Annotated in this window: 17 protein-coding genes; 10 read left to right on the top strand and 7 right to left on the bottom strand. The window is 36.3% G+C overall.

From position 1 onward, the window contains the following. Positions 1–19 precede the first annotated feature (19 nt). Together K319_RS0116555 and K319_RS0116550 are read right to left on the bottom strand one after the other, a co-directional pair. Positions 20–748, bottom strand: coding sequence for an ABC transporter permease subunit (locus tag K319_RS0116555; RefSeq protein ID WP_027384615.1), 729 nt, complete (start codon positions 746–748; stop codon positions 20–22). 68 nt (positions 749–816) lie between these two features. Then, positions 817–1,383, bottom strand: a complete 567-nt coding sequence (locus K319_RS0116550) for a CopD family protein (RefSeq protein WP_027384614.1) — start codon at positions 1,381–1,383, stop codon at positions 817–819. Between the two features lie 152 nt (positions 1,384–1,535). Between K319_RS0116550 and K319_RS0116545 the strand changes: the two genes are divergently transcribed. Together K319_RS0116545 and K319_RS0116540 are read left to right on the top strand one after the other, a co-directional pair. Next, the gene (locus K319_RS0116545) at positions 1,536–3,692 is read left to right on the top strand and encodes a M12 family metallo-peptidase (RefSeq protein ID WP_027384613.1); all 2,157 of its coding nucleotides are present in this window, start codon (positions 1,536–1,538) and stop codon (positions 3,690–3,692) included. A gap of 226 nt (positions 3,693–3,918) precedes the next feature. Further along, positions 3,919–6,069 (top strand): T9SS type A sorting domain-containing protein, encoded by a 2,151-nt coding sequence (locus tag K319_RS0116540; protein ID WP_027384612.1) that lies wholly within the window; start codon positions 3,919–3,921, stop codon positions 6,067–6,069. A gap of 50 nt (positions 6,070–6,119) precedes the next feature. Here K319_RS0116540 and K319_RS0116535 read toward each other — a convergent pair whose 3' ends face one another. Then, complete coding sequence (locus K319_RS0116535; RefSeq protein ID WP_027384611.1) at positions 6,120–6,947, bottom strand: SAM hydrolase/SAM-dependent halogenase family protein; 828 nt, start codon at positions 6,945–6,947, stop codon at positions 6,120–6,122. A gap of 102 nt (positions 6,948–7,049) precedes the next feature. On the opposite strand from K319_RS0116535, the gene K319_RS0116530 reads away from it, so the two are divergent. The 8 genes from K319_RS0116530 (at position 7,050) to hemL (ending at position 15,903) form a co-directional block, all read left to right on the top strand. Further along, positions 7,050–8,003, top strand: coding sequence for a PhoH family protein (locus tag K319_RS0116530; protein ID WP_027384610.1), 954 nt, complete (start codon positions 7,050–7,052; stop codon positions 8,001–8,003). A gap of 54 nt (positions 8,004–8,057) precedes the next feature. Further along, positions 8,058–8,585 carry a hypothetical protein gene (locus K319_RS0116525; protein ID WP_027384609.1) on the top strand — a complete coding sequence of 176 codons (528 nt, stop codon included), beginning with the start codon at positions 8,058–8,060 and terminating at the stop codon, positions 8,583–8,585. Between the two features lie 173 nt (positions 8,586–8,758). Further along, on the top strand, positions 8,759–9,610 hold the full coding sequence (locus tag K319_RS0116520; protein WP_027384608.1) for a transketolase: 852 nt from the start codon (positions 8,759–8,761) through the stop codon (positions 9,608–9,610). An 11-nt stretch (positions 9,611–9,621) separates the two neighbouring features. Next, complete coding sequence (locus K319_RS0116515) at positions 9,622–10,722, top strand: hypothetical protein (RefSeq protein WP_156907121.1); 1,101 nt, start codon at positions 9,622–9,624, stop codon at positions 10,720–10,722. Between the two features lie 87 nt (positions 10,723–10,809). Beyond that, positions 10,810–11,763, top strand: a complete 954-nt coding sequence (locus K319_RS0116510) for a transketolase family protein (protein WP_027384606.1) — start codon at positions 10,810–10,812, stop codon at positions 11,761–11,763. Positions 11,764–12,327: 564 nt separating this feature from the next. Continuing rightward, complete coding sequence (locus tag K319_RS0116505) at positions 12,328–13,254, top strand: 1-aminocyclopropane-1-carboxylate deaminase/D-cysteine desulfhydrase (protein ID WP_034672003.1); 927 nt, start codon at positions 12,328–12,330, stop codon at positions 13,252–13,254. A gap of 134 nt (positions 13,255–13,388) precedes the next feature. Next, positions 13,389–14,453: a glucosaminidase domain-containing protein gene (locus tag K319_RS0116500; RefSeq protein WP_027384604.1), complete on the top strand. Its 1,065-nt coding sequence runs from the start codon at positions 13,389–13,391 to the stop codon at positions 14,451–14,453. 169 nt (positions 14,454–14,622) lie between these two features. Then, positions 14,623–15,903: a glutamate-1-semialdehyde 2,1-aminomutase gene (gene hemL / locus K319_RS0116495; RefSeq protein ID WP_027384603.1), complete on the top strand. Its 1,281-nt coding sequence runs from the start codon at positions 14,623–14,625 to the stop codon at positions 15,901–15,903. A gap of 34 nt (positions 15,904–15,937) precedes the next feature. On the opposite strand, the gene K319_RS20655 is transcribed toward hemL, so the two are convergent. The 4 genes from K319_RS20655 to K319_RS20650 all read right to left on the bottom strand — a co-directional run bounded on the left by K319_RS20655 (position 15,938) and on the right by K319_RS20650 (position 21,648). Further along, positions 15,938–16,726: a GLPGLI family protein gene (locus K319_RS20655; protein ID WP_051230766.1), complete on the bottom strand. Its 789-nt coding sequence runs from the start codon at positions 16,724–16,726 to the stop codon at positions 15,938–15,940. Between the two features lie 188 nt (positions 16,727–16,914). Next, entirely contained in the window at positions 16,915–17,817 is a 903-nt protein-coding gene (locus K319_RS0116485) for an Abi-alpha family protein (RefSeq protein ID WP_027384602.1), read from the bottom strand. A gap of 68 nt (positions 17,818–17,885) precedes the next feature. Continuing rightward, positions 17,886–19,106, bottom strand: coding sequence for a DUF3999 family protein (locus K319_RS0116480; protein WP_034672001.1), 1,221 nt, complete (start codon positions 19,104–19,106; stop codon positions 17,886–17,888). Beyond that, positions 19,090–21,648, bottom strand: a complete 2,559-nt coding sequence (locus K319_RS20650) for a DUF2339 domain-containing protein (protein WP_051230765.1) — start codon at positions 21,646–21,648, stop codon at positions 19,090–19,092. The genes K319_RS0116480 and K319_RS20650 overlap by 17 nt, the downstream gene beginning before the upstream one ends. Positions 21,649–21,704: the final 56 nt, after the last annotated feature.

Genomic DNA, 21,704 nt, shown 5'->3' with positions numbered 1-21,704 from the left:
TTTTTTCTTGAATCTTTCCTTACTTCTTTTTCCAGACAAACCAACTTGCCAATCCCAATCCCAAAAATATCACGAAAAGAAAATAGCAAACATCTCTTGTATCTACTTGACCTCTTGTGAAAGCTAAGAAATGTTGATAAAATCCAATATTCTGCAAAATATAATCTGCGCCTCCCATCAGTTTGTAACTTGCCAATTGCTCAATCCCGAAATAGAGAATGAAGCAAAGGAAAACGCCCAATAGGTAAGCCATAATTTGGTTCGATGACAACGATGAAGCCAAAATCCCGACTGCGGAAAAAGCAGCAATCAGAATCGTCAAACCGATGTAACTTCCAAAAGTCATACTTCCGTCGATATTACCTTCCGGAACGCCTAAAACGTAAACGGTGTAATAATAAACCAAACTAGGCAATAAACATAAAACGCCAACCAACCAAACGGAAAGGAATTTCCCAACAACGATTTCGGTAATTTTCACCGGTTGGGAAAAAAGCCAAAACAGTGTTCCGGATTGCTCTTCCTCAGCCAAAGTTCTCATACTGATGGCCGGAATGATGAACATAAAAAGCCAAGGCGAAAGCACAAAGAAACTTTGTAAAGTGGCGCTTCCAATCTCGAAAATATTGAAATTGTTCTCGAAGAAAAAAAGGAATAATGCGGAAATAATACTGAAAGCAGCGATGATGATCCATGCACTCCAGTTTCCGAAAAAATTCCAAAGTTCTTTTTTGAATATAGCAAGCATAGTTGATAATTGATAAATGATGATTGATTATTTTGTTTTGTCAGGCTGAGGTTCTCGAAGCCTTATTATTAGTTTTTACTCTTTGTTGTTTTATCTTTATTCTTATTCACCACTTTCACAATAGATGTTATCAGAATGACAATTCCGAAAAATCCGAGTAATAATTGCCACCAATATTGTATAACGGAATATTTGAGAATTACTGTAAAAACAACTGCGAATAAAATAAATGTTGCGATCTCGTTGAACTGTCGAAGCTTGATATTCGGGGTTGAAAGTGTATTTCCGTTGAGGTTTTTTAATTCTTTCACTCGCTTCCAACACCAAAAATGATAGATTCCAAGTCCAACTAAAAATGTCAGTTTCAGATGGAACCAGGGTGTTTTCATCAATCCAAAATTCAGATAGATCATCGTCAATCCACTTAATAACATCAATATTCCGGCGGGAACAGTGATGATGTTCCAAAGTCTGACTGCCATAAAACTATATTGATTCCTGAGAATCTTCTGCTTTACTTCATCAAATTCGTCTGTATCCTTATAATAGACAAATAATCTCACGAGATAGAAAATCCCGGCAAAGTAACTTACCATAAAAATAATGTGAATTGCCTTTATAATAGGATATAACATCAACAGATTTTTTGCAAAGATACTTTTTATTGGTTGAAGATAAAACAAAGAATCATCATGATTGTTTTTGACAAATTGATGTTGTAATTAGTATTTAAAGGTGATATTTAGATTAAAATGTTTATTTTAGTGCGAAATAAATAAAATTTGATATGAAGAAAAAATTACAATTGTTTGTGTTCTTGCTTCTCAGTGTCATGGGTTTTGCCCAAACATTAAGACCAATTGCTAAAGAAGTCAATGATTATCACTCAAAAAAGGCGGTGTTTCAAGCTGTCAATCTTTTTAGCTTAGATAATAGTGGTAGGCAAATAGCTTATCAGCAGGCGGCAAGAGACGCTAGGGTTTTGAAACTGGATAAGAGCAAGCTCTCACAGATCTTGTTAGATAGGCCACAAACTATTGAGTTCACTTTTCCTTTTGAAGATAGGGAATTGGTGGTAGAAATGGTAAAAGTGGACATTTATTCCCCGGAATTTAAAGTTGAGACCAATAAAAAGAAAGTCTATAATTATCAAAAAGGCGTTTTCTATAGAGGAATTGTAAAAGGTGATAATAAGTCTGTGGTTGCATTCAGTTTTTTCGATAATGATGTGATAGGTGTGGCTTCTGCGCCCAATATTGGAAATGTAACACTAGGAAAAGCGGTAAGTTCGGAGGATTTTGTGGTCTATAATGATCAGAAGTTGACAGGAACCAATCCTTTTATTTGTGCAGCTGATGAATTAATGGACAATGAAAGGCAAAAAATTAAATTTGACCCCAAAACTTCTAAAGCCCCACAGATGACCAATTCTTGTGTAAGAGTTTATTATGAGATCTGTAATCAGCCTTTTCAGCAAAACGGCTCCAATGTAACCAATACGGTCAACTGGATTTCAGCTGTTCATAATAATATCAATACACTTTATGTGAACGATGGTGTGAAGATGTCCCTGAAAACTGTTTATGTCTGGGAGACTGCGGATCCATATACCGGCTCATATAGTCAGAATCTTGCCGCTTTTAGAGTGAACAGACCAACTTTTGACGGAGATCTGGCACATTTGGTAAACTATCCGTCCACTACGAGTGTGGCCTACCTTAATTCTCTTTGTGGAACCTATAAATATGCCTATTCTGGAATCAATATGACCTATAATAATGTTCCGACCTATTCTTGGACTATTATGGCAATGACCCACGAGATGGGACATGCCCTAGGTTCTCCACATACACATGCCTGTGCTTGGAATGGTGATTCTACACCAATTGATGGTTGTGGCGCGCTTGCTGGATACCCAGAATCTGGTTGTGATGAGATAGGACCAATTCCTAGTCAGGGTGGTACGATCATGAGCTACTGTCACCTGAATTCAGTTGGAATCAATATGTCATTAGGCTTTGGAGAACAACCAGGAGCTCTTATCAGACAAACGGTTGATTCTAAAGCATGTCTGGGAACAGATTGTACAAATGTATGTACGATTACCGTAACTTCTCTAGTGGTCAGTAATGTTACAAAGACAGCTGCTACTGCGACCATTTCTGATGCGACATCATCTCTATGGAAATACAGGGTGGTCAAAATGGATGGCACCATTGTGAAATCCGGAAATACAGCGGTGAAAACTCTGACAATTGATGGTCTATCTCCCAATACCTTCTACAAAGTGGAGGTAGGAACAGATTGCTCAGGAGCCTATCAAAGAAGCCAAATGATTTTGACGGATGATGACTGGTGTGGTAAAACGATAACAGATTCTGGTGGAGCTAATGCGAATTATACAGATAACGAAACATGGACAAAAACTTTCTACCCGGATAGTTCTAATGGGAAAATTAAGATTACTTTTCAAGAATTTGACCTTGAACAAGGTTACGATTTCTTGACCGTAAGAAATGGCCCTTCAACTACTTCTCCAGCTTTTACAGGAAGTACTAATATGAGTGGAACAACGATCAGAGGACCTTTTGAATCGACTCATGCAACCGGCGCCATCACTGTTACCTTCACTTCTGATGAAGGTGTTACCTCGAAAGGATTCAAGGCTTTACTTAGTTGTGGTGTTTTGGCGGCAGATGATGTTGCGGGTCTTAAAGATGTTTCATTGTCTCCCAATCCTGTTAAAGATCGATTTATCCTTAATAATATTGGAAAAATTGTCTCTGTCAAGGTTTTCGATACTTCTGGGAAATTGATCAAAGATTTTGATGAGATATCTATATCCAAAAATATGTTTGATGTTTCCATGTTAAAGACCGGCAGCTACGTTGTAATGGTGAAAACTGACAAAGAAACGATAAGCAAGAAAATCATTAAAAAATAATAGCGTTGAATTGATAAAAAATAGTCAAAATGTGAGTTTTGGCTATTTTTTTTGAAAAATTTTAATTAAACTCTTTGTTATTGTACGGTAATCTTGTTTTGAAATGGGGAAAAGTCAATTCTGATTGATTTTTTTAATTAAGGTAAAATAGTTAAAATTTGAATTATGAAGTTGATTTTGAAAAAAAAGTCTTTTTTTTGTACGATAAATTTAATTGTATTAAAATATGAAGAAAATTCTACAACTGCTATTTTCGGTATGTCTTTTCGGATTTGGGACTGCACAAGGTCTTAAACCAATTGCACAGAAAGTAGCAGATCAAAAGATGGCTAAGAGAAATTTTGCCAAGTTCAGTCCTTTTACTAAGGATGTAGCTTCCAAAAATGCAGCTGTCTATAACAATGAGGCGTCCGACGTGACGGTTATGCAGCTGAAAACTGCTGAATTACAAAGAATAGTTAGCGAGAAACCACAAGTCATGGAACTTAGTTTTCCTTTTGAAGGTGGAGACTTAACTGTGGAACTTGTAAAGAATGATATTTTTGCTGGTGGCTTCAAGGTAGGAACTGATAAAGGTGACGCTAACTATACACCAGGAGTTTATTATCAGGGAATTATAAAGGGAGACAACACCTCTGTAGTTGCTTTCAGTTTTTTTGATAATGATATTGTGGGAGTTGCTTCCACAAATGAATTAGGAAATATTGTTGTAGGAAAAGCAAAGAGTTCCCAGGATTTCGTTTCTTATAGTGATTATAAGTTGAAATCTAAAAATCCTTTTTCTTGCAGTGCAGAAGAATTACCGGAAAATGCCAGTAAAAAGATTTCTTTCGATCCCAATAAAAAAGCTTCAAGAGATTCTAACAATTGTGTAAGGATTTATTTTGAAGTAGGCTATGGACCTTACACTCAGAATGGTTCTAATGTAACTTCCACTTCAAATTGGGTAACGGCTTTGTTCAACAATATCAAGACGTTGTATGATAATGAAAGTGTGAAGGTTGCAATTAGTGAGATTTATGTTTGGACATCAACAGATCCTTATTCTGGACAGCCGGGAGTTATTCTTAATCAGTTCAGGACTACGAGAACAACTTTCAATGGAGATGTTGCTCAATTGATTAGAAACCCTGCTACAACAAGTGTGGCATATGTCAATTCAATTTGTAGTGTTTACAAATATTCTTACTGTGGTGTAAATTCTCAAAATATTGCTGTTCCAACTTATTCTTGGAACATTGAGGCGATGACACATGAATTGGGACATAATTTCGGTTCTCCACATACCCATGCTTGTGCCTGGAATGGGAATAATACGGCCATTGATGGCTGTGGGCCTGCATCAGGGAATGATGAAGGTTGTGATGGGCCACTTCCTACAACGACAAAAGGAACGATCATGAGCTATTGTCATTTGGTTGGGTCGGTAGGGATCAGTTTTGCAAACGGTTTCGGACAGCAACCTGGAGATCTGATCAGGGAAACGGTTGCTTCTAAAGCTTGTCTTGGATCAGATTGTATCACTTCTTGTGATTTGACGATCACTTCTCTAGCATTAAACAGTGTTGGAAATAACACAGCTACAGCCACCATTTCGGATGCTACTGGAACAACATGGAAATATCGCTTGACAAAAACTACTGATGGAACTGTAGTTTATTCAGGTAATACTACGAACAAGGTTCTGAATTTCACAGGGCTTGATTCCAACTCAATTTACAGATTGGAAGTTGGGACAGATTGTTCTACGACTTATCAGCAGAACCAAATCTTCATTACAGATGGATTATGGTGTGGAAAAAGCATTACAGATACGGGGGGTGAATCTGGAAATTACTCTAACAACGAGATCTGGACAAAAACTTTCTACCCAGATTCTCCGGGACAGAAAGTGAAAATCACTTTTACAGAATTCAATCTGGAAAATGGAACGGATTATATAACATTAAGAAATGGGACCGCTACTTCACCAGTGTTTACAGGGGCTGCTAGATTGACAGGAACTACTATTCCTGCTTCTTATGAATCTACTCATGAATCTGGTGCTGTGACCATCACATTCAGGTCAGATGCTTCCGGGAATAATTCCGGTTTCAAAGCTAACTTTAGCTGTACGGTACTGGCTGTGGATGATGTTGTGAATTCTAAGGATGTGGCATTGTATCCGAATCCGGTGAAAAATCAATTTACACTGAAGGGAATTACGAAAATGAAATCTGTTGAGGTTTATGACATCTCAGGAAAATTGGTAAAACAGTTCGATGCAGACAGTTTATCTAAGAATACTTTCGATGTGTCTAGGCTGAAAACAGGAAATTACGTAGTTCAAGTGAAAACAGAGAATGACAGTTTTAGTAAAAAATTGATCAAACAATAGTGTCATTTACACCAATAATAAAAAAAGACCGACAGTAATGTCGGTTTTTTTTATTCGAATTCTATAAAGATCTTTTCGCCCGTACTTAGTCCGAAAAGAGAAGAGGCGCCATTTGTTAAATTCCCTTTGTAAATGGTGATCTCCAGAAGGTCCACATCATTGAAGATGACGGATGATTTCCCATGGAATTCCTGCTCTCGGCTCCAATCCGTAACAACGTCTGTATATTGGTCTGATATTTTTGACAGGACTATATTTCTGAATTTCACTGTGAAATTTTTTGATATCGAAGCATGCTTTTCAAAGAACTTTCGTCCGATATTGGAGACCACATTCCCAAAATTATCAATATACATGACTTCCCCAATGATCATTTTTTCAGCCTCATTATAGATTGCTCGTGGGAAGGAAACTTCTTTTATGGTTTTGATCTTTCTTCCGATCACTTCTGGTAGTCCGCCCTTGTAGAGATGCATTGCTGATGGTACAAAGATTTCTGTGGCAGGAAAAACTACTTTATCATCGAAACGATTGTTAAGTGTGATCTCATAGACAGCTTCCGGTTTTATATCGAAAAACATTAAATTTATTATACCATTGTCTGCGGAGATGAAATAATGTCCGTCTATTTTTGTAATGATATTTTTTCTGGCCTTGCTATAAAAGCTGTCCACACAGATTATGTGGATGCTTCCTTCCGAGAAGAATTTGTAAGCATTTCGAACGATGTAGGCTGTTTGTAAAAGATTATAAGGTGTAATGTCATGTGTTATATCTACCGCTTTCACTTCCTCGCTCCAGCTGAGGATTTTACCTTTCATACTTGCAACTCGGTGGTCTACAAGCCCGTAATCTGAAGTAAGGGTTATAACTGACATTGTTTTTCGGATTTGTTGCAAATTTAATATAATTCAATTTTTTAACCGCCATAACTTATCAAACTATTCATATATTTGTTACACTAACCACTAATATTATATATGTTCGAAATAAATTATGAACTTGAAGGGATAAACACCAAAACATTTTATGGTGTTCAGAATCAAAATTTCAATCTAATAAAATCCAGTTTTCCTACACTTAAGATCACGGGCAGGGACAATTTTGTATTTGCGATGGGAAATCGGGAGACCTTGGACCTGCTGAAGAAGAAACTTGATGATGTTTCGGATTATATATCTAAACACAATTCTCTGGAAATCAAACAACTGGAGTCTCTTCTGAAACTCAAAGACGATTCTGAGAAACACTTGGTCTTTGACCAGGACATCATTGTAAAAGGTGTTAATGGAAAAGTTATCAAGGCCAAAACGACAAACCTGAAGAAGCTGGTGAAAGTTTCGGAGAAAAAAGATATGGTCTTTGCGATAGGACCGGCGGGAACAGGTAAAACTTATACAAGCGTGGCCCTTGCAGTTAGGGCGCTCCGTGACAAAGAGGTCAAAAGAATTATTTTGACAAGACCTGCTGTAGAAGCCGGGGAAAGTTTAGGTTTTCTTCCGGGGGATCTCAAGGAGAAGCTTGACCCGTATTTACAGCCTCTTTATGATGCGCTGAGAGACATGATCCCACACGAGAAACTCGAAGGTTATATGGAGAAGAAAGTTATAGAGGTTGCACCATTGGCCTTTATGAGAGGGCGAACTTTGGATGAAGCCTTTGTAATTCTGGATGAAGCTCAGAATACTACACATTCTCAGATGAAAATGTTTTTGACGAGAATGGGAATGAATGCCAAGTTCATCATTACAGGTGATCCGAGTCAGGTCGATCTGCCCCCGAAACAACAGTCTGGACTTAAAGAATCTATGACGATTTTGAAAGATGTGGAAGAGATTGGATTTGTGCATCTTACGGAGGAAGATGTCGTTAGGCATCCCGTGGTCAAGAAGATTATTGTTGCTTATAATAATAGCGAGAAAAATAGGTCTTGACATTTGGTATAAAACTTGGTAATAGTTATTTGAAAAATTTAAATTTTTACAACTATGAAAAAGTTTTTTTTACTGACTGCTTTTGCGGTTTTCGGACTTGCCAGTGCGCAAGAAGGTTTCAAATTGGGTGCTCATATTGGTGTTCCTACAACAGGGAATTCTGATTTCACATTAGGATTAGATGCAGCTTACAGATGGAATCTTGCAAAAGGTTTTGATTTAGGTGTTGCAACTGGATATTCACATTACATTGCAAAAAGTTATGATTCTCCTGGATATGGATCTTTTAAAGGTGAAGATTTCGGATTTATTCCGGTAGCAGTGTCCGGTAAATATTCATTTAGTGGTGCTCCTATTGCTGTTGGTTTAGATTTAGGTTACGGAATATCAACAAATGATAATGTAAACGGAGGATTATATGCGTTGCCAAAATTTATGTATAATATGCCTGTTGGAGAATTATATGTAGGTTACCAAAGTATTTCAGGAAAGTATGATAGAGGGTATTATGATGATCATCCAGGAATAGGGAAAGAAACCGTAGGTGCGGTCATTGTAGGGTTCAACTTTAATTTGAAGTAGTATATTTATAATCACAATAGTTTAAAAAACTCCAGTTAATACTGGAGTTTTTTGATGTCCAAACTGTTTGTTTGGGAAGTTGGTTTGTTTCTCTTTTTGTGCAAATTTCATATGTATAGATTTTTAGAGGTCATTTAAAAATCGTATTTTCGCAAGAAAGCAAATCTAACAAAATGAGCAAATCAATCGAAGAGCTTAAAAGCCTTTCAACGCAGATCAGAAGAGATATTCTGAGAATGGTTCACGCTGTAAATAGTGGTCACCCGGGAGGGTCTCTTGGCTGTACAGAATATTTCGTGGCACTTTACGGAGAAATCTTGAATTACAAATTACCATTCACGATGGAAGGTAAGAATGAAGATCTCTTTTTCCTTTCCAACGGGCACATTTCTCCCGTATTTTATAGCACTTTGGCGAGATTCGGGTTTTTCCCGGTTTCAGAATTGGCAACTTTTAGAAAACTGAATTCCAGATTACAAGGTCACCCAACGACTCACGAGGGTTTACCGGGGATCAGGGTCGCGTCAGGGTCTTTGGGGCAAGGTCTGTCTGTAGGTTTGGGCGCTGCACAGGGTAAAAAATTGGATAAAGACGATGCATTGGTCTACACACTTCACGGAGATGGTGAGTTGCAGGAAGGTCAGGTCTGGGAAGCTTTTATGTATGCCGCTGCTAAAAAAGTAGACAATATCATTTCAACAATAGATTATAATGGGAGACAGATTGATGGAGATACAGATGATGTGCTGTCACTGGGTGATCTTCATGCAAAACTAGAAGCCTTTGGATGGTTGGTGCTGGAAGAGAAAAATGGTAACGACCTGGAGGCTGTTATCGCGATTCTTAACAAGGCAAAATCTGAGACAGGAAAAGGGAAACCTGTAGCGATTCTTCTTCATACGGAGATGGGAAGCGGAGTGGATTTCATGGTAGGAAGTCATGCTTGGCATGGCAAGGCACCAAATGATGAGCAGTTGGAAACGGCTTTCAAACAACTGTATTTAGAAGCACCCGCTGATTATTAATCATCATTGTTTTGAAAAAGATCACAGTATTTTTTCTTGTCTTTAGTTGTATTTTGACTTTTGCTCAGAACAAAAAGATTTTGTTCACAAAGGAACTGAAATACGGTGTTGTTGATTCTAAAAATAAGAATAGAACCATCGATATAGATGTTTTCGGGAATACATCCAATGAATTATTGGTAAATGCAAAGGTCGACCAGTTTCCACTGAATATCTTTGTTGATAATTTAGGAGTAAGTCCGGTAAGTTTTGGCATGAATAGTCAGTTGGAAAATAGTTTTTATTCACCTTTTTTTTCTCAGATAGCTTACGAGGCTTCTCCGGATGGAAAAGGCAAAGATATCGAGGTCAAAAAAATTGAAGGGACAGAGACTATCTTAGGATTACCTTGTCAATATTATTTGATGAATTTCAAGGAAGCCAATAAAGATGAATCCTTGAAGGTCTGCGTCAATGAGAATTATCCCATTAATACTTTCAGTGCGCTTAATGGTATAATCAAGGTTTTTACAAGAAGCAATTATTCCAATGGGTTGAAAGGTCTTGTTCTGAAAGCTGGAATTAATGATGATAAATTCGATACGGAACACTTTGTTCTGAAAAGTATCAAAGATTCTGAGGCCTATGTTTATTTTGATCATAAACAAAGTATGATGAAGCATCAGAGAAGAATGGACTCCCTGATGTTGGAACAGAAAAGATGGGAAGAAGACAATGCAGATTCTGCTGCCGTATATTCTGATAGTGCTTACAGTTATGACAAGTATATTCCGGAATATGTCTCTACTTACAAGCAAGAGAATGAGGAAATGGCGACGCTGTCAATAGATAACCCGGACTCAAAGGATTTATTGAAAGGGGCTCCGAAATACTGTACCAATATCCAAAATGGATTACCGACCTTTGAAAATAAGAACTTATCAAAACATCTATACAATTATGTAGGACAAGTTTGCGATATGTATCTTACGCAGTCATACTCGGAAACAGTGGATGAAAAAGGCACTATGGATGAGATTAGAAGAGAGGTTCTGTATCTTCTCAATATCCGTGATGAGCTTTCCAAATCCGACAGGAAAAAGCTAGACAAATATCTGGATCAATTGGATTAGATCTAAAAACAAGTACTTAAAAAAATTAAAATTACATTTTAGATTCTTAGTTCAATCTATATCTAAAATCAAAAATCACTCTATAAAATGAAATATACATACACAGAAAAAAAAGATACACGTTCAGGCTTCGGGGCCGGATTGGCGGAATTAGCTGATACAAACCCTAATGTAGTGGCACTTTGCGCCGACCTTATTGGTTCTCTAAAAATGGAAAAATTCATAGAGAAAGCACCGCAAAGGTTTTTCCAGACAGGTATTGCGGAAGCTAATATGATGGGCCTGGCGGCAGGGCTTACAATCAACGGCAAGATTCCTTTTGCGGGAACTTTCGCCAACTTTGCTACATCCAGGGTGTATGACCAGATCCGTCAGTCGATCGCTTATTCCAATAAAAATGTAAAAATCGCCGCTTCTCATGCCGGAGTAACATTGGGCGAAGATGGTGCTACACATCAGGTTTTAGAAGATATCGGGATGATGAAGATGTTGCCGGGGATGACGGTGATCAATCCTTGTGATTACAATCAGACCAAAGCGGCGACTTTGGCTGCAGCGGCACATGAAGGTCCTGTTTACCTTAGATTTGGTCGTCCTGTGGTTCCTGTGTTCATCCCGGAAGATATGCCTTTCGAAATTGGGAAAGGAATCCTTTTGCAGGAAGGAACTGATGTGACGATTGTTGCGACCGGGCATCTGGTTTGGGAATCTTTGTTAGCGGCTGATGAGTTGGAAAAAGAAGGCATCTCTTGTGAGATCATCAATATTCATACGATCAAACCTTTAGACGAAGAAATTATTCTTACATCTGTAGAAAAAACAGGGAAAATTGTTACTGCAGAAGAACATAACTATCTTGGGGGATTAGGAGAATCTGTTGCCGGAGTTTTGTCCAGAAGAAGACCAACGCCTCAGGAATTTGTTGCTGTACATGATACTTTCGGAGAGTCCGGAACGCCGGCTGAGCTGATGAAGAAATATCAGATCGACGCAGACGCTGTCGTAAAAGCCGTGAAAAAGATCATTGAAAGAACAAAATAAATTTCGAATTTATATTGCTTTAAAGTCCGCCATTGGTGGACTTTTTTATTTGATTTTCTGTATCTCTAATCTTCTGGGGATGAATGAAAATTGCCCTACTACCGAATGCTAAAATTTTATTCAGAAGCAGGGCGAATGATGATTTTCTCCATCATTTGTTTTTTTTATTTTTTGAGATTAAAAAAGAATATTGTTCCTTAAATCTTTAACAATATTACAAGGAAGATTTTGATTAAAAAACTAAAGTATTTAATGAATTCCGAAATTATTCTATTATGGAAAGTATTTTACAAATAAATATGTTTGATTTTCAGTTGTTTGTGTTTTTATTTATGTTTTTGATATTTATAATTAATTATTGTTAAATAATTCACTTTATGTTTTGGTCTAATTAGAATCGATTGTTAAATAGGGAAATAAGGTAAACTAATGAAATAGATCCATGTCCTGATATTTCAATTCTGTTGATTGATTTTCATATTGTTGAGGAATGATCAAAGAGGTTTTCAAAAATAGAGATTTGATTAATATTTACAGATCCAATGAATTTCTTTATTTTTGATAATGCTTCAGATTACGGAATATAAAATCCCAATTGTCGAGATCAAAACTGATTTTGATGTTCAGATTTTTATTAAAAGAGAAGACTTGATCCATCCGGAAATTTCTGGGAACAAATTCTGGAAACTCTTTTTCAATGTCAATCAATATTTGGAATCGAAACCTGAAAATCCTTTGTTGATCACTTTCGGTGGCGCTTTTTCTAATCATATCGCTTCAGTTTCTGCCTTTGGAAAACAGTTTGATATTCCTACAAAAGGGATTATAAGAGGAGATGAATTAGAAAATCATTGGCAAAATAATCCGACATTATTTGAAGCTTCCAGAAACGGAATGCAATTCTTTTTTGTTTCGAGAGAAGATTATCATAACAAAGAAAAATTAACACAAGAATTTTCCGGAAAATATCCGAATGCGCTCATTATCCCGGAAGGCGGAAGTAATGAAATGGCGGTTGAAGGTGTCCAATATATGACAGGAAATGACACCAAAGATTTTGACTATCTTTGCACCGCGGTTGGAACTGGCGGAACAATTGCCGGAATCTCGAAGTTTGCAGAGAAACATCAGAAAGTTTTCGGAGTCAAAGTTGTCAAGGATGATTCTTTGCAAAAAACAATTTCGGAATGGAGTGGGAGAAACAATTTTGAATTGATCGACGCAGATGAATATCGATACGGGAAAATATCGGATGAGAATATCCGTTTTATAAATTGGTTTTATAATGAATACGATATTCCGCTGGACCCGATTTATACCGGAAAGATGTTGCAGAAGATTTTTGATCTGGCTGGGAAAGGTTTCTTTCCGAAAGGTTCCAAGATTCTGACATTTCATACCGGAGGATTACAGGGGATCAAAGGAGCGAATCTGTTTTTGAAAAATAAAAACAGGGCATTGATTGATTTTGAAAATTCGATTTTTGACTAAAATTGGATTGATGTTGAGACCCATAGCCCCGATAGTAGCGACATCCTTTTTCTTTTTTGCTAAAAGAAAAAGATATAGCGGATAGCGGGAATTGCTCCTGAAAATTAGAAAATAAATATTTTAAAATATTGAAAATGAAAAAGTTATTGGCGATTGGTTTTGTTTGTGTTTTGGGATTCGTGAAAGCACAGACCTGGAAAACGGAAGACCAATATATCCAGAAATTTGCGCCTTATGCGGTGGAAGAAATGGAGAAATATAAAATTCCTGCGAGTATCACTTTGGCTCAAGGACTATTGGAAACCGGAGGCGGGCAAAGCCGATTGGCGCAATTGGGAAAAAACCATTTCGGAATCAAGTGTAAGGAAGACTGGACGGGAAAAACAATGAGCCATACAGATGATGCGCCCAACGAGTGTTTCCGCGTCTATGAAGACCCGAAGCAGTCTTATGAAGACCATTCGATTTTTTTGGCGACGAGAAAATATTACACAAAACTTTTTGACCTGGACCCAAAAGATTACAAAGCTTGGGCACACGGTCTGAAAAAAGCCGGATATGCCACCAATCCAAGATATGCATACATCCTGATTGATAAAATAGAGCGGTATAAATTGTATGAATTTGATAATACAACCAAGGATGAGGTTTATTATGCGATTTTGAAATTGTACCCGAATCTGAACAACGATGCGGTTTTTATGGCGCAACTGAACCAGGAAAAACAAAATGAAAAAGTAGCACCACCAACCATCAATGTGAATTACACCCAAGGCTCTTATGCCAGGCAGCAAAGTAAGGTTTCCGAATTGGTCGATGCAAAAAGCAAGGCTGAACTTCTGAAAAATATCCTTGTTAAAAATCATCCGAATGGCGACCTGAAATTCTTTGTGATGCCTGTGGATGCGGATGTCTCCGATATTGCCAAAAAATTCGGAATCAGCGAAAAGCGTCTGATGAAATACAACGAGCTGGAAACTGGTAAGCTGATGAAAAACGACATTGTTTTCTTGGAGGGCAAAAATTCATCAGGAAACAAGCAGACTTACAAAGCGGGAATTGGTGAGACCATGCACGACATAGCGCAAAAATTTGGGATAAAGGAGAAAAAACTTTACGCCAAAAACCGGATGGAATCCGGAGAACAGCCAAGAGCCGGACAAACGATTTATCTGCAAAGTAAAAAACCGAGAAGCTAGAAAAATCATTAACCAAAATAAAATTTCTCGCAGATAATGCTTATTAGTGGATTTGCTAAATCTGGAAAATCTGCGAGAAATTTTGAATTTAATTCAGGCTTATATCTTATACATAAACTAAAAGTTAGAATTTAGACTAACAACTATCAACCAACAACTATCAACTAAAATGTTATACCAAAGAAGTTCAGCGCTTTTTGAGGAAGCGTACAAATATATTCCGGGCGGTGTGAATTCTCCGGTTCGTGCCTTCAAATCTGTAGGCGGGGTTCCGGTTTTTATGAAATCTGCAAAAGGGGCTTACCTTACAGATGAGGATGACAGAACCTACATCGATTATATCAATTCGTGGGGACCAGCGATTCTCGGCCACACACATCCCGAAGTTTTGGAAGCTCTGAAACTGCAGGCTGAGAAAGGATTTTCTTTCGGTGCACCGACAGAATTGGAAACCGAAATCGCCAAATTCATTGTAGAAAACGTTCCTAATGTTGACCAGATCAGAATGGTCTCTTCGGGTACCGAAGCTTGTATGAGCGCGATCCGTTTGGCGAGAGGTTATACGGAAAGAGAAAAAATCATCAAGTTCGAAGGCTGTTATCATGGCCATTCGGATTCGTTTCTGATTCAGGCGGGAAGTGGAATGGCGACATTCGGAAGTCCCAATTCTCCGGGTGTTACCCAAGGAACGGCAAAAGATACTTTATTAGCCGAATACAATAATATCGAACAGGTTGAAGAACTTTTCAAAAATAATCCTGGGCAGATCGCGGCAATTATCGTAGAACCGATTGCCGGAAATATGGGTTGTATTCTGCCGGAAAATCACTTCCTTCAAAACCTTAGAAAATTGTGTGATGAGAACGGTGCATTATTGATTTTTGACGAGGTAATGACAGGCTTCCGTTTAGCTTTTGGTGGAGCGCAGGAAGCTCTGGGCGTAAAGGCAGACCTGGTAACTTATGGAAAAGTCATTGGTGGCGGTTTGCCGGTTGGTGCATTTGCCGGAAGAAACGAAATCATGAACTGGCTTTCGCCAAGAGGACGCGTTTATCAAGCCGGAACGTTGAGCGGCAATCCTTTGGCAATGAGAGCCGGACTTAAAACGTTGCAATTGATAAAGCAGGATGCTGATTTTTATAAAAAGCTTGATAAAACAACCGAAACTTTAGATTTTGAAATTGGAAAAATTTTGAATGAAAAAGGAATCCGACACAGAATCAACCGAAAAGGAAGTATGATGTCTATTTTCTTTGATGTGACTTCTGCAAGTAATTTTAATGAAGTGAATAATTCCAATATTGGTTTGTTCAACAATCTGTTTCATCAGGTTTTGGAACAAGGGATTTATCTTCCGCCAAGTGGCTATGAGACCTGGTTTATCTCATCTGCGATTGGCGATACAGAGATTGACAAAACGCTGGAAGCTTTTAGGAAGTTTCAGTATTAGTTAAAGAAAAACCTTCCGATTTTGGAGAGGTTTTTTATTTATAAATTATTTTATGATTTAATTCGATTGGATTATTTTCTTGTAGAAGATTATTTTGTATTTCTCTATTTTTTACAGAAATATCTACTGTTGTACCATTTGGGTCGGTAAATGTAGCTGTTTTCCACCCTCTTGAATTTATATTAAATGGGTCATTAAAATATGATTTTGCAAGTGCTTCATATTTTTTCCAATCAATTTTTATTGTTTTTGTGCGTGCGTCAAATAGATTCCCGCCTTTTTTGACTTCTATCAAATTAAATGAATAATCATTGTTTGAATCATGAATAGAAACAATCAATCCGGGTAAACCATTGAAAATATATGGACCATCTCCAAAAGGTAATTCTGTTGTAAACCAAGCAATCCAGTTTCTTCCTCCATACGTAGTTTCTGCTTTTTGAGATTTGTATTTTCCAATCATTTTTTGTTCGGAAGATATTTTCCAATTTAATATTTCCTCAATTGGAAGAAGATAATCTTTTCCCAAATAAGTTATTACTTTTTCAATTCTTTTTTGAGCAAGATTCTTTTTGACATAGAATTGGTTTTCAACGCCCATTTTAAATATTTCCTTTCCATTATTCAGCTTTAGTGAATCTGCTTCTTTTTCTACTGAATCTCTAAAAATTGAAATATTATCTTTTAAATCCAAAATCATTCTCTCGGAATTGACATCATCCGGATTTTCTGAATTCAGTTTGTATTTTGTTTCGTAAATGAAACTAATTTTTTGTGAGGAGCAAAAGGTAGAAATTCCAAGAAAAAATATAATTAATTTCATTTGTGACGAGTGTTTGTTTAAACTTCCTTCTAATACAAGGATAAACGAAGTTCTAATATTTATATTTTTTAAAAGTAAAACAAAAACGCTGGAAGCTTTCAGGAAGTTTCAGTATTAGATAAAGAAAACCTTTCCGATTTTGGAAAGGTTTTTTTTGGTGGATTATTTTCGACCACATTTTGCTAATATTATGTTACCTGCAGTTTCTCTTTGCATAATTTTATGAACAATTCTCCAAATTCAGTTAAATAATAATCAATGTCAGAATGAACATCTATTTCTAAGTCAACAGTAGTATGAGTTTCATAATCATCCCTTTCATTTGGGATTTTTAATGGTTGAGGGTTAGCATAAAACTCTTTTTCCTCTTTAATTAAACCTAATCTTAATAAATTTGATAACTCAAATTTTTCAACACTTCCTGTTGGAATCGTTTCTAATTTATCTAATGAATATTTTAAAATTACCTCTTTTTGCTTGTATGTATTAAGTTTACTATTAATTGCAGATTTTTCCCGATATAGCTTAGTTAATTCATAATCTATGTAACCATCAGTTTCATCAAAAAAAATAATTTTTCTATCAATATCTTTTAATTCTTTTTTAATTTCTTGCTCGATTTTTTCTCGATTTTGATAATAGTGATTTAAATCTTCTCTTATTTTTGATAATCTATTATCTTTTTCGTCAAAAACATTTTCTAATATTTGAAACTCTTTTGTTGAAATTTGACTTAAAATATATGGGAAAACGTGGTTTTGAATATTCTGTTCTGAATCAACAAGATTTGAGAGAAGTATTGCCCATTTATCTGTTAAGAAATCGTCTTCTTCAAGACTAGAATACTCTAATATTGGACAAAGTAATTTTAGTGATATTTGTTTGGGGGAAATATTGTTTTTGGCACATATTTCTTTTGCTTTAACCAAAGTTTTTATTTGATTTTTAAATCTCCAAAGTGAGATTTGGTCTTTCAATAAAAGTCCTGTTTCTTCAACGGAAGGAATAATTAGTTTATCAACAAAATCTTTAGCAATGTCAACTCCTTTCTCTAATAAACTTGAAGTAATATTTATTTTGTTATCGCTCATTTTGGTAGCATTTTTTTGTGATTTTGATTCTTCGTCCGGTTTTGCGTTTAAATAATCTCAATTCAAATTTACTGATTCTCCCTATTCATATCCTTAATCAACCCAACCGCAAAATAACCAATAATCGCTACAGCTAAAACAATACAAATCCACATAAAGAAAGGTGTTTGCCAAAAGGTTTTCGCATTTTCCTTGGATTTTGATTGTTCAATTTTTTCTAAGTTTGAAATAGTTGCAGTAGGATAATTCTGATTAAAATCGATTCCAGAGTTGACTAAATCATATTGTGGTGCAGACCAGGTGGAATCAATTTTTAAAGTATAATTTTCATTTGCCTTCAAATCGGTTAAAATACTGATTGGCGATTGGAAAAGATTGATTTTTTTAATTTCTAGAGCCGGATTATCTTGATTATCAATTTCGATTATGAATTCTTTGACAAAAAAACTTTGGACATCAAATCTGTTTTTACTTTTTGAATTGAGTTGAAAAGCAGAAATATTCTCAACATAATTCTCATTCGATTTTTTATAAACTCTGGTTTTATTAATCAGAATTCTTGCATCACGCAGATAATAACTCGGCGCAGAAATTTCGAAACCAATTCCGTCAATCACTTGTGGAGCATGAAAAGTAATCGTGATTTTGGTTTGTTTTAATTTTTTATCTGTCTCAATTTTTTGAGTGAAGTTTTGCAATTCAGTCTTCGATTGATTGACTGAATGATTTTCTTCTAAACTGGCTCCAAGAATATTAATAGGCAACGAGTTTTTATCGATGAAATCAAATCTCAGGAACTTGTAATTGTTCAAAGGAAAAGCAAAATCACGTTCCACAAAGTTTTCACCGGCATCATTCAGCCCGATTACTTTCTGGTTACCGACCAAACCAAACCATTCTTTCTGGTCGTTGCTTCCGCTGATATTGTACTTTTTTTCGACATCCGTATTGGCGATTTTCAGCGTCAGATGGTCAATGTTCAATGCGTTTTCATTGGAGATAATGATGGAAGTAGCGACATTCGGAACGGCAGTTTTTGAAATTATTGTAAAATTATTTGAACTGGAATTACTGTATTTTCCTTCATAGACCACATAAGGAACTTCGTTGTTTTTAGAATCGAAAATCCTTAAAAAATCGATATTATTCTGTGACGCAGACCGAACTTCTGGAGTTAGCAAGATCTGATGCAATCCGCTTTCCGGGACTTTATTGATTTTTCCCCGATAATTTTGAGCGAAGGAAAAACAGATTGTTAATAAAAATATGAGACTAATTGATTTCTTCATCGTTTGGGTTTTTAGTTTCTGTTGGGTCTTCAGGATTTACAATTTTATCCGAAGAGATTTTTGTTTCATCTACGACCAGTCTTTTAATCTTTTGATAAACGAACGAAATAATCAAAATCAACACACCTAATAAGATGAAAGCAATGATTTTCCCTGTTTCCGAAACGTTTTGGATGTCGTAAACAAATAATTTGATAATCGTAATGCCGAGCAAAGCCAAAGCGATAATCCTTAGCGGTTGATTTTGTTTTTTGATACCAATAATCAGGAAAACAAAGGATAAAACGCCCCAAAGAATCGGATAGCCAATTTTGATGATTTGAAGTTTTATAGCTTCGAATTTCTCATCGATGAAAATCTCTTTTTCATAGCTGTGACCCGTTTTATTCAATGGGTATTTTGCTAATTCGGCTGATGAAATAATGCCATTATTGAACATCAATCCGTGCATCATTACTTCATTGCTCAAAACGTAAACGATGCAAAATGCGAAAACCCACAGCGCCAATTTGTGATTCAGATATGTTGAAAAATGGCTTTCATTTCTGAATTTAATCAAAACATATCCAAAATAAGCCAGACAAATCAGTAAAATGTAATGAATAAAATAAGCTGATCTGGAAGACAGATTAATCACGAAATTTTCCGTCATCTCGTTGTAAGTCAATTTGTAGAAAATTGCGATATATAAAAGGATGTTAACAGAAGACAAAAGAATTGTAAAACTGTTCCAAAATTGATCCTTCAGTTTTAAAACGAAATAAATGATACCAACGCTGAACAAAAAATGATACAGAACCGAATACGATAATGCTGAATAGTAATTGCTCATATGATCGTTAGCTTGATAACTGATTTCCAGCATTCCGGTGAAATATCCGACCAAAATACCAACTCCTAAAATAATATTTCTGTAATAAGAAGGATGGAATTCGAAACTGAAAATATTGGTAATTTCTTTCTCTTTTTTTAATAAAATATAAGTAAAAATCAATGAGGCCAGGGAAACGATTCCTGTGATGAACATTCGGTTGAGGAAAGGTTTTAGTTCCATCACATTGCCGGAATAATATTTTTCCCAATCCATGATCAGACTTCCCAACATCAAAATTTGAACAATTATTGCACCCAATTTGAAGGTTGCAATTTTCGATTTTTGAGAAAGCCAGAACAATAAAACGGCTTCTCCAGCCCAGAATAATGTAATGTAATTGCCGCTAAACTGAATTGGAATTGCCAATGTAACAAAGGTTAAAGTCAGTCCTAACAAAAGATAGATCGCATTTTTGTCCAACCCGAATTTTCTATATAAAAATATCGCGTAGACCAAATTGTAAAAAGCCAATGCAATGGTAAACAAACCTTTCAATTCTGGTTTCCAATTTTCGATAATGCTGATTCCCATTCCGAAATAGAAGAACGTGTTAGCGACCATTATGAAATACTCCAGCTTCGTAAAAGTACCTTTATTCCTCAGGTTATTGATAACTGTAGCAACACTGAAAATAATATAAAATATTGTCGCAAAGAATAATGCACCCCGACAAGGTAATTGGTCGTCGTAAAACCCTTTTCCAAACCAAGCCGAATAAAGCAGGCAACTGAAAATGAAAGCCAGTAAAGTAACGAGATTCCATTTTTTGAAGTAAGCAATCATCAACATTCCAATATTGAGAACCGCAATGTAAGTGAACAAAACTTTGTAATTTCCTTCGCCTGTACTCACCATAAAAGGAACGGCAAAACCACCAATCAATGCTAAAACCGCCAATTCTTTCCGGTCATAAGAAACGGAGACAAACACACTGAAAATGGTGATCACCACCATAATAATGAACGCCACAGTCTGACTGAACAGGTGATAATCGTGGAATGCAATCCCAATCGTAAGATAAAAAATGCTGATCGCCCCAGCCACAAAAACCGAACTGAAAGCTGCATAATTTTTCCTCAATCGATGCGCAATGCCCATTACCAAAGCGCCAGCCAAAATACCGATTCCGACACGCGCAGGTTCATTGATCCAATCTTTGTCGATCGCATATTTTACGAAGAAACTGATTCCGAGAACCAGAATCAGAATTCCGATTTTATTGATGAGGTTTTCTCCGATGAATTTCTCGATGTCAGGATTATTTTCCTTGAAGCTTTCCAGCCACGATTTTTTAGGTGGCAGAATTTCCTTTACTCTGTGTTCTGCCAAGAAAGCGACCTTTTTTTCAGGTTGCTCAAGTTCTTCCACAATTGGTGGAATATTTTCAATGATTTCTGGCTGAATTTCTTCTTCCGGAATCTTTCCTTCTTCGATGATTTCTGGAGTTTCTCTAAAAGATATTTTATCTTCCTGTTTTATTTCTTCTTTTATAATTGGGATTTCAGGCTCGGTTTTGCTGACAGGTCTCGTATTGATTTCTGTTTTCAGGGCATTCAATTTTTCCTGAAGCTGATCAATTGAATTTTGAGTCGCCTGATGATTTGCAGTCGATTTGTTGTGAATGATGATCACAAAAACCAAAATGAGCAATAGTAAGAATATCTCCATAAAAAGTGTTTCTGTTAACAAATATAACGAAATAGAGTTTGGTTTTATTAGAATAG

This window comes from Epilithonimonas caeni DSM 17710 (assembly GCF_000426465.1).
Classification (GTDB): Bacteria; Bacteroidota; Bacteroidia; order Flavobacteriales; family Weeksellaceae; genus Epilithonimonas; species Epilithonimonas caeni.
Note: the sequence above shows the minus strand (reverse complement) of the source record. Positions and strands in the feature narration are given on the sequence as shown.

Bases quoted from the DNA above. Each gene is read 5' to 3' on its own strand.
- hemL (WP_027384603.1), top strand. From the start codon at position 14,623: ATGTTATACCAAAGAAGTTCAGCGCTTTTTGAGGAAGCGTACAAATAT.
- K319_RS0116535 (WP_027384611.1), bottom strand. From the start codon at position 6,947: ATGTCAGTTATAACCCTTACTTCAGATTACGGGCTTGTAGACCACCGA.
- K319_RS0116520 (WP_027384608.1), top strand. From the start codon at position 8,759: ATGAGCAAATCAATCGAAGAGCTTAAAAGCCTTTCAACGCAGATCAGA.
- K319_RS0116545 (WP_027384613.1), top strand. From the start codon at position 1,536: ATGAAGAAAAAATTACAATTGTTTGTGTTCTTGCTTCTCAGTGTCATG.
- K319_RS0116530 (WP_027384610.1), top strand. From the start codon at position 7,050: ATGTTCGAAATAAATTATGAACTTGAAGGGATAAACACCAAAACATTT.
- K319_RS0116480 (WP_034672001.1), bottom strand. From the start codon at position 19,106: ATGAAGAAATCAATTAGTCTCATATTTTTATTAACAATCTGTTTTTCC.
- K319_RS0116510 (WP_027384606.1), top strand. From the start codon at position 10,810: ATGAAATATACATACACAGAAAAAAAAGATACACGTTCAGGCTTCGGG.
- K319_RS0116540 (WP_027384612.1), top strand. From the start codon at position 3,919: ATGAAGAAAATTCTACAACTGCTATTTTCGGTATGTCTTTTCGGATTT.
- K319_RS0116555 (WP_027384615.1), bottom strand. From the start codon at position 748: ATGCTTGCTATATTCAAAAAAGAACTTTGGAATTTTTTCGGAAACTGG.
- K319_RS0116550 (WP_027384614.1), bottom strand. From the start codon at position 1,383: ATGTTATATCCTATTATAAAGGCAATTCACATTATTTTTATGGTAAGT.
- K319_RS0116485 (WP_027384602.1), bottom strand. From the start codon at position 17,817: ATGAGCGATAACAAAATAAATATTACTTCAAGTTTATTAGAGAAAGGA.
- K319_RS20655 (WP_051230766.1), bottom strand. From the start codon at position 16,726: ATGAAATTAATTATATTTTTTCTTGGAATTTCTACCTTTTGCTCCTCA.
- K319_RS20650 (WP_051230765.1), bottom strand. From the start codon at position 21,648: ATGGAGATATTCTTACTATTGCTCATTTTGGTTTTTGTGATCATCATT.
- K319_RS0116525 (WP_027384609.1), top strand. From the start codon at position 8,058: ATGAAAAAGTTTTTTTTACTGACTGCTTTTGCGGTTTTCGGACTTGCC.
- K319_RS0116500 (WP_027384604.1), top strand. From the start codon at position 13,389: ATGAAAAAGTTATTGGCGATTGGTTTTGTTTGTGTTTTGGGATTCGTG.
- K319_RS0116505 (WP_034672003.1), top strand. From the start codon at position 12,328: ATGCTTCAGATTACGGAATATAAAATCCCAATTGTCGAGATCAAAACT.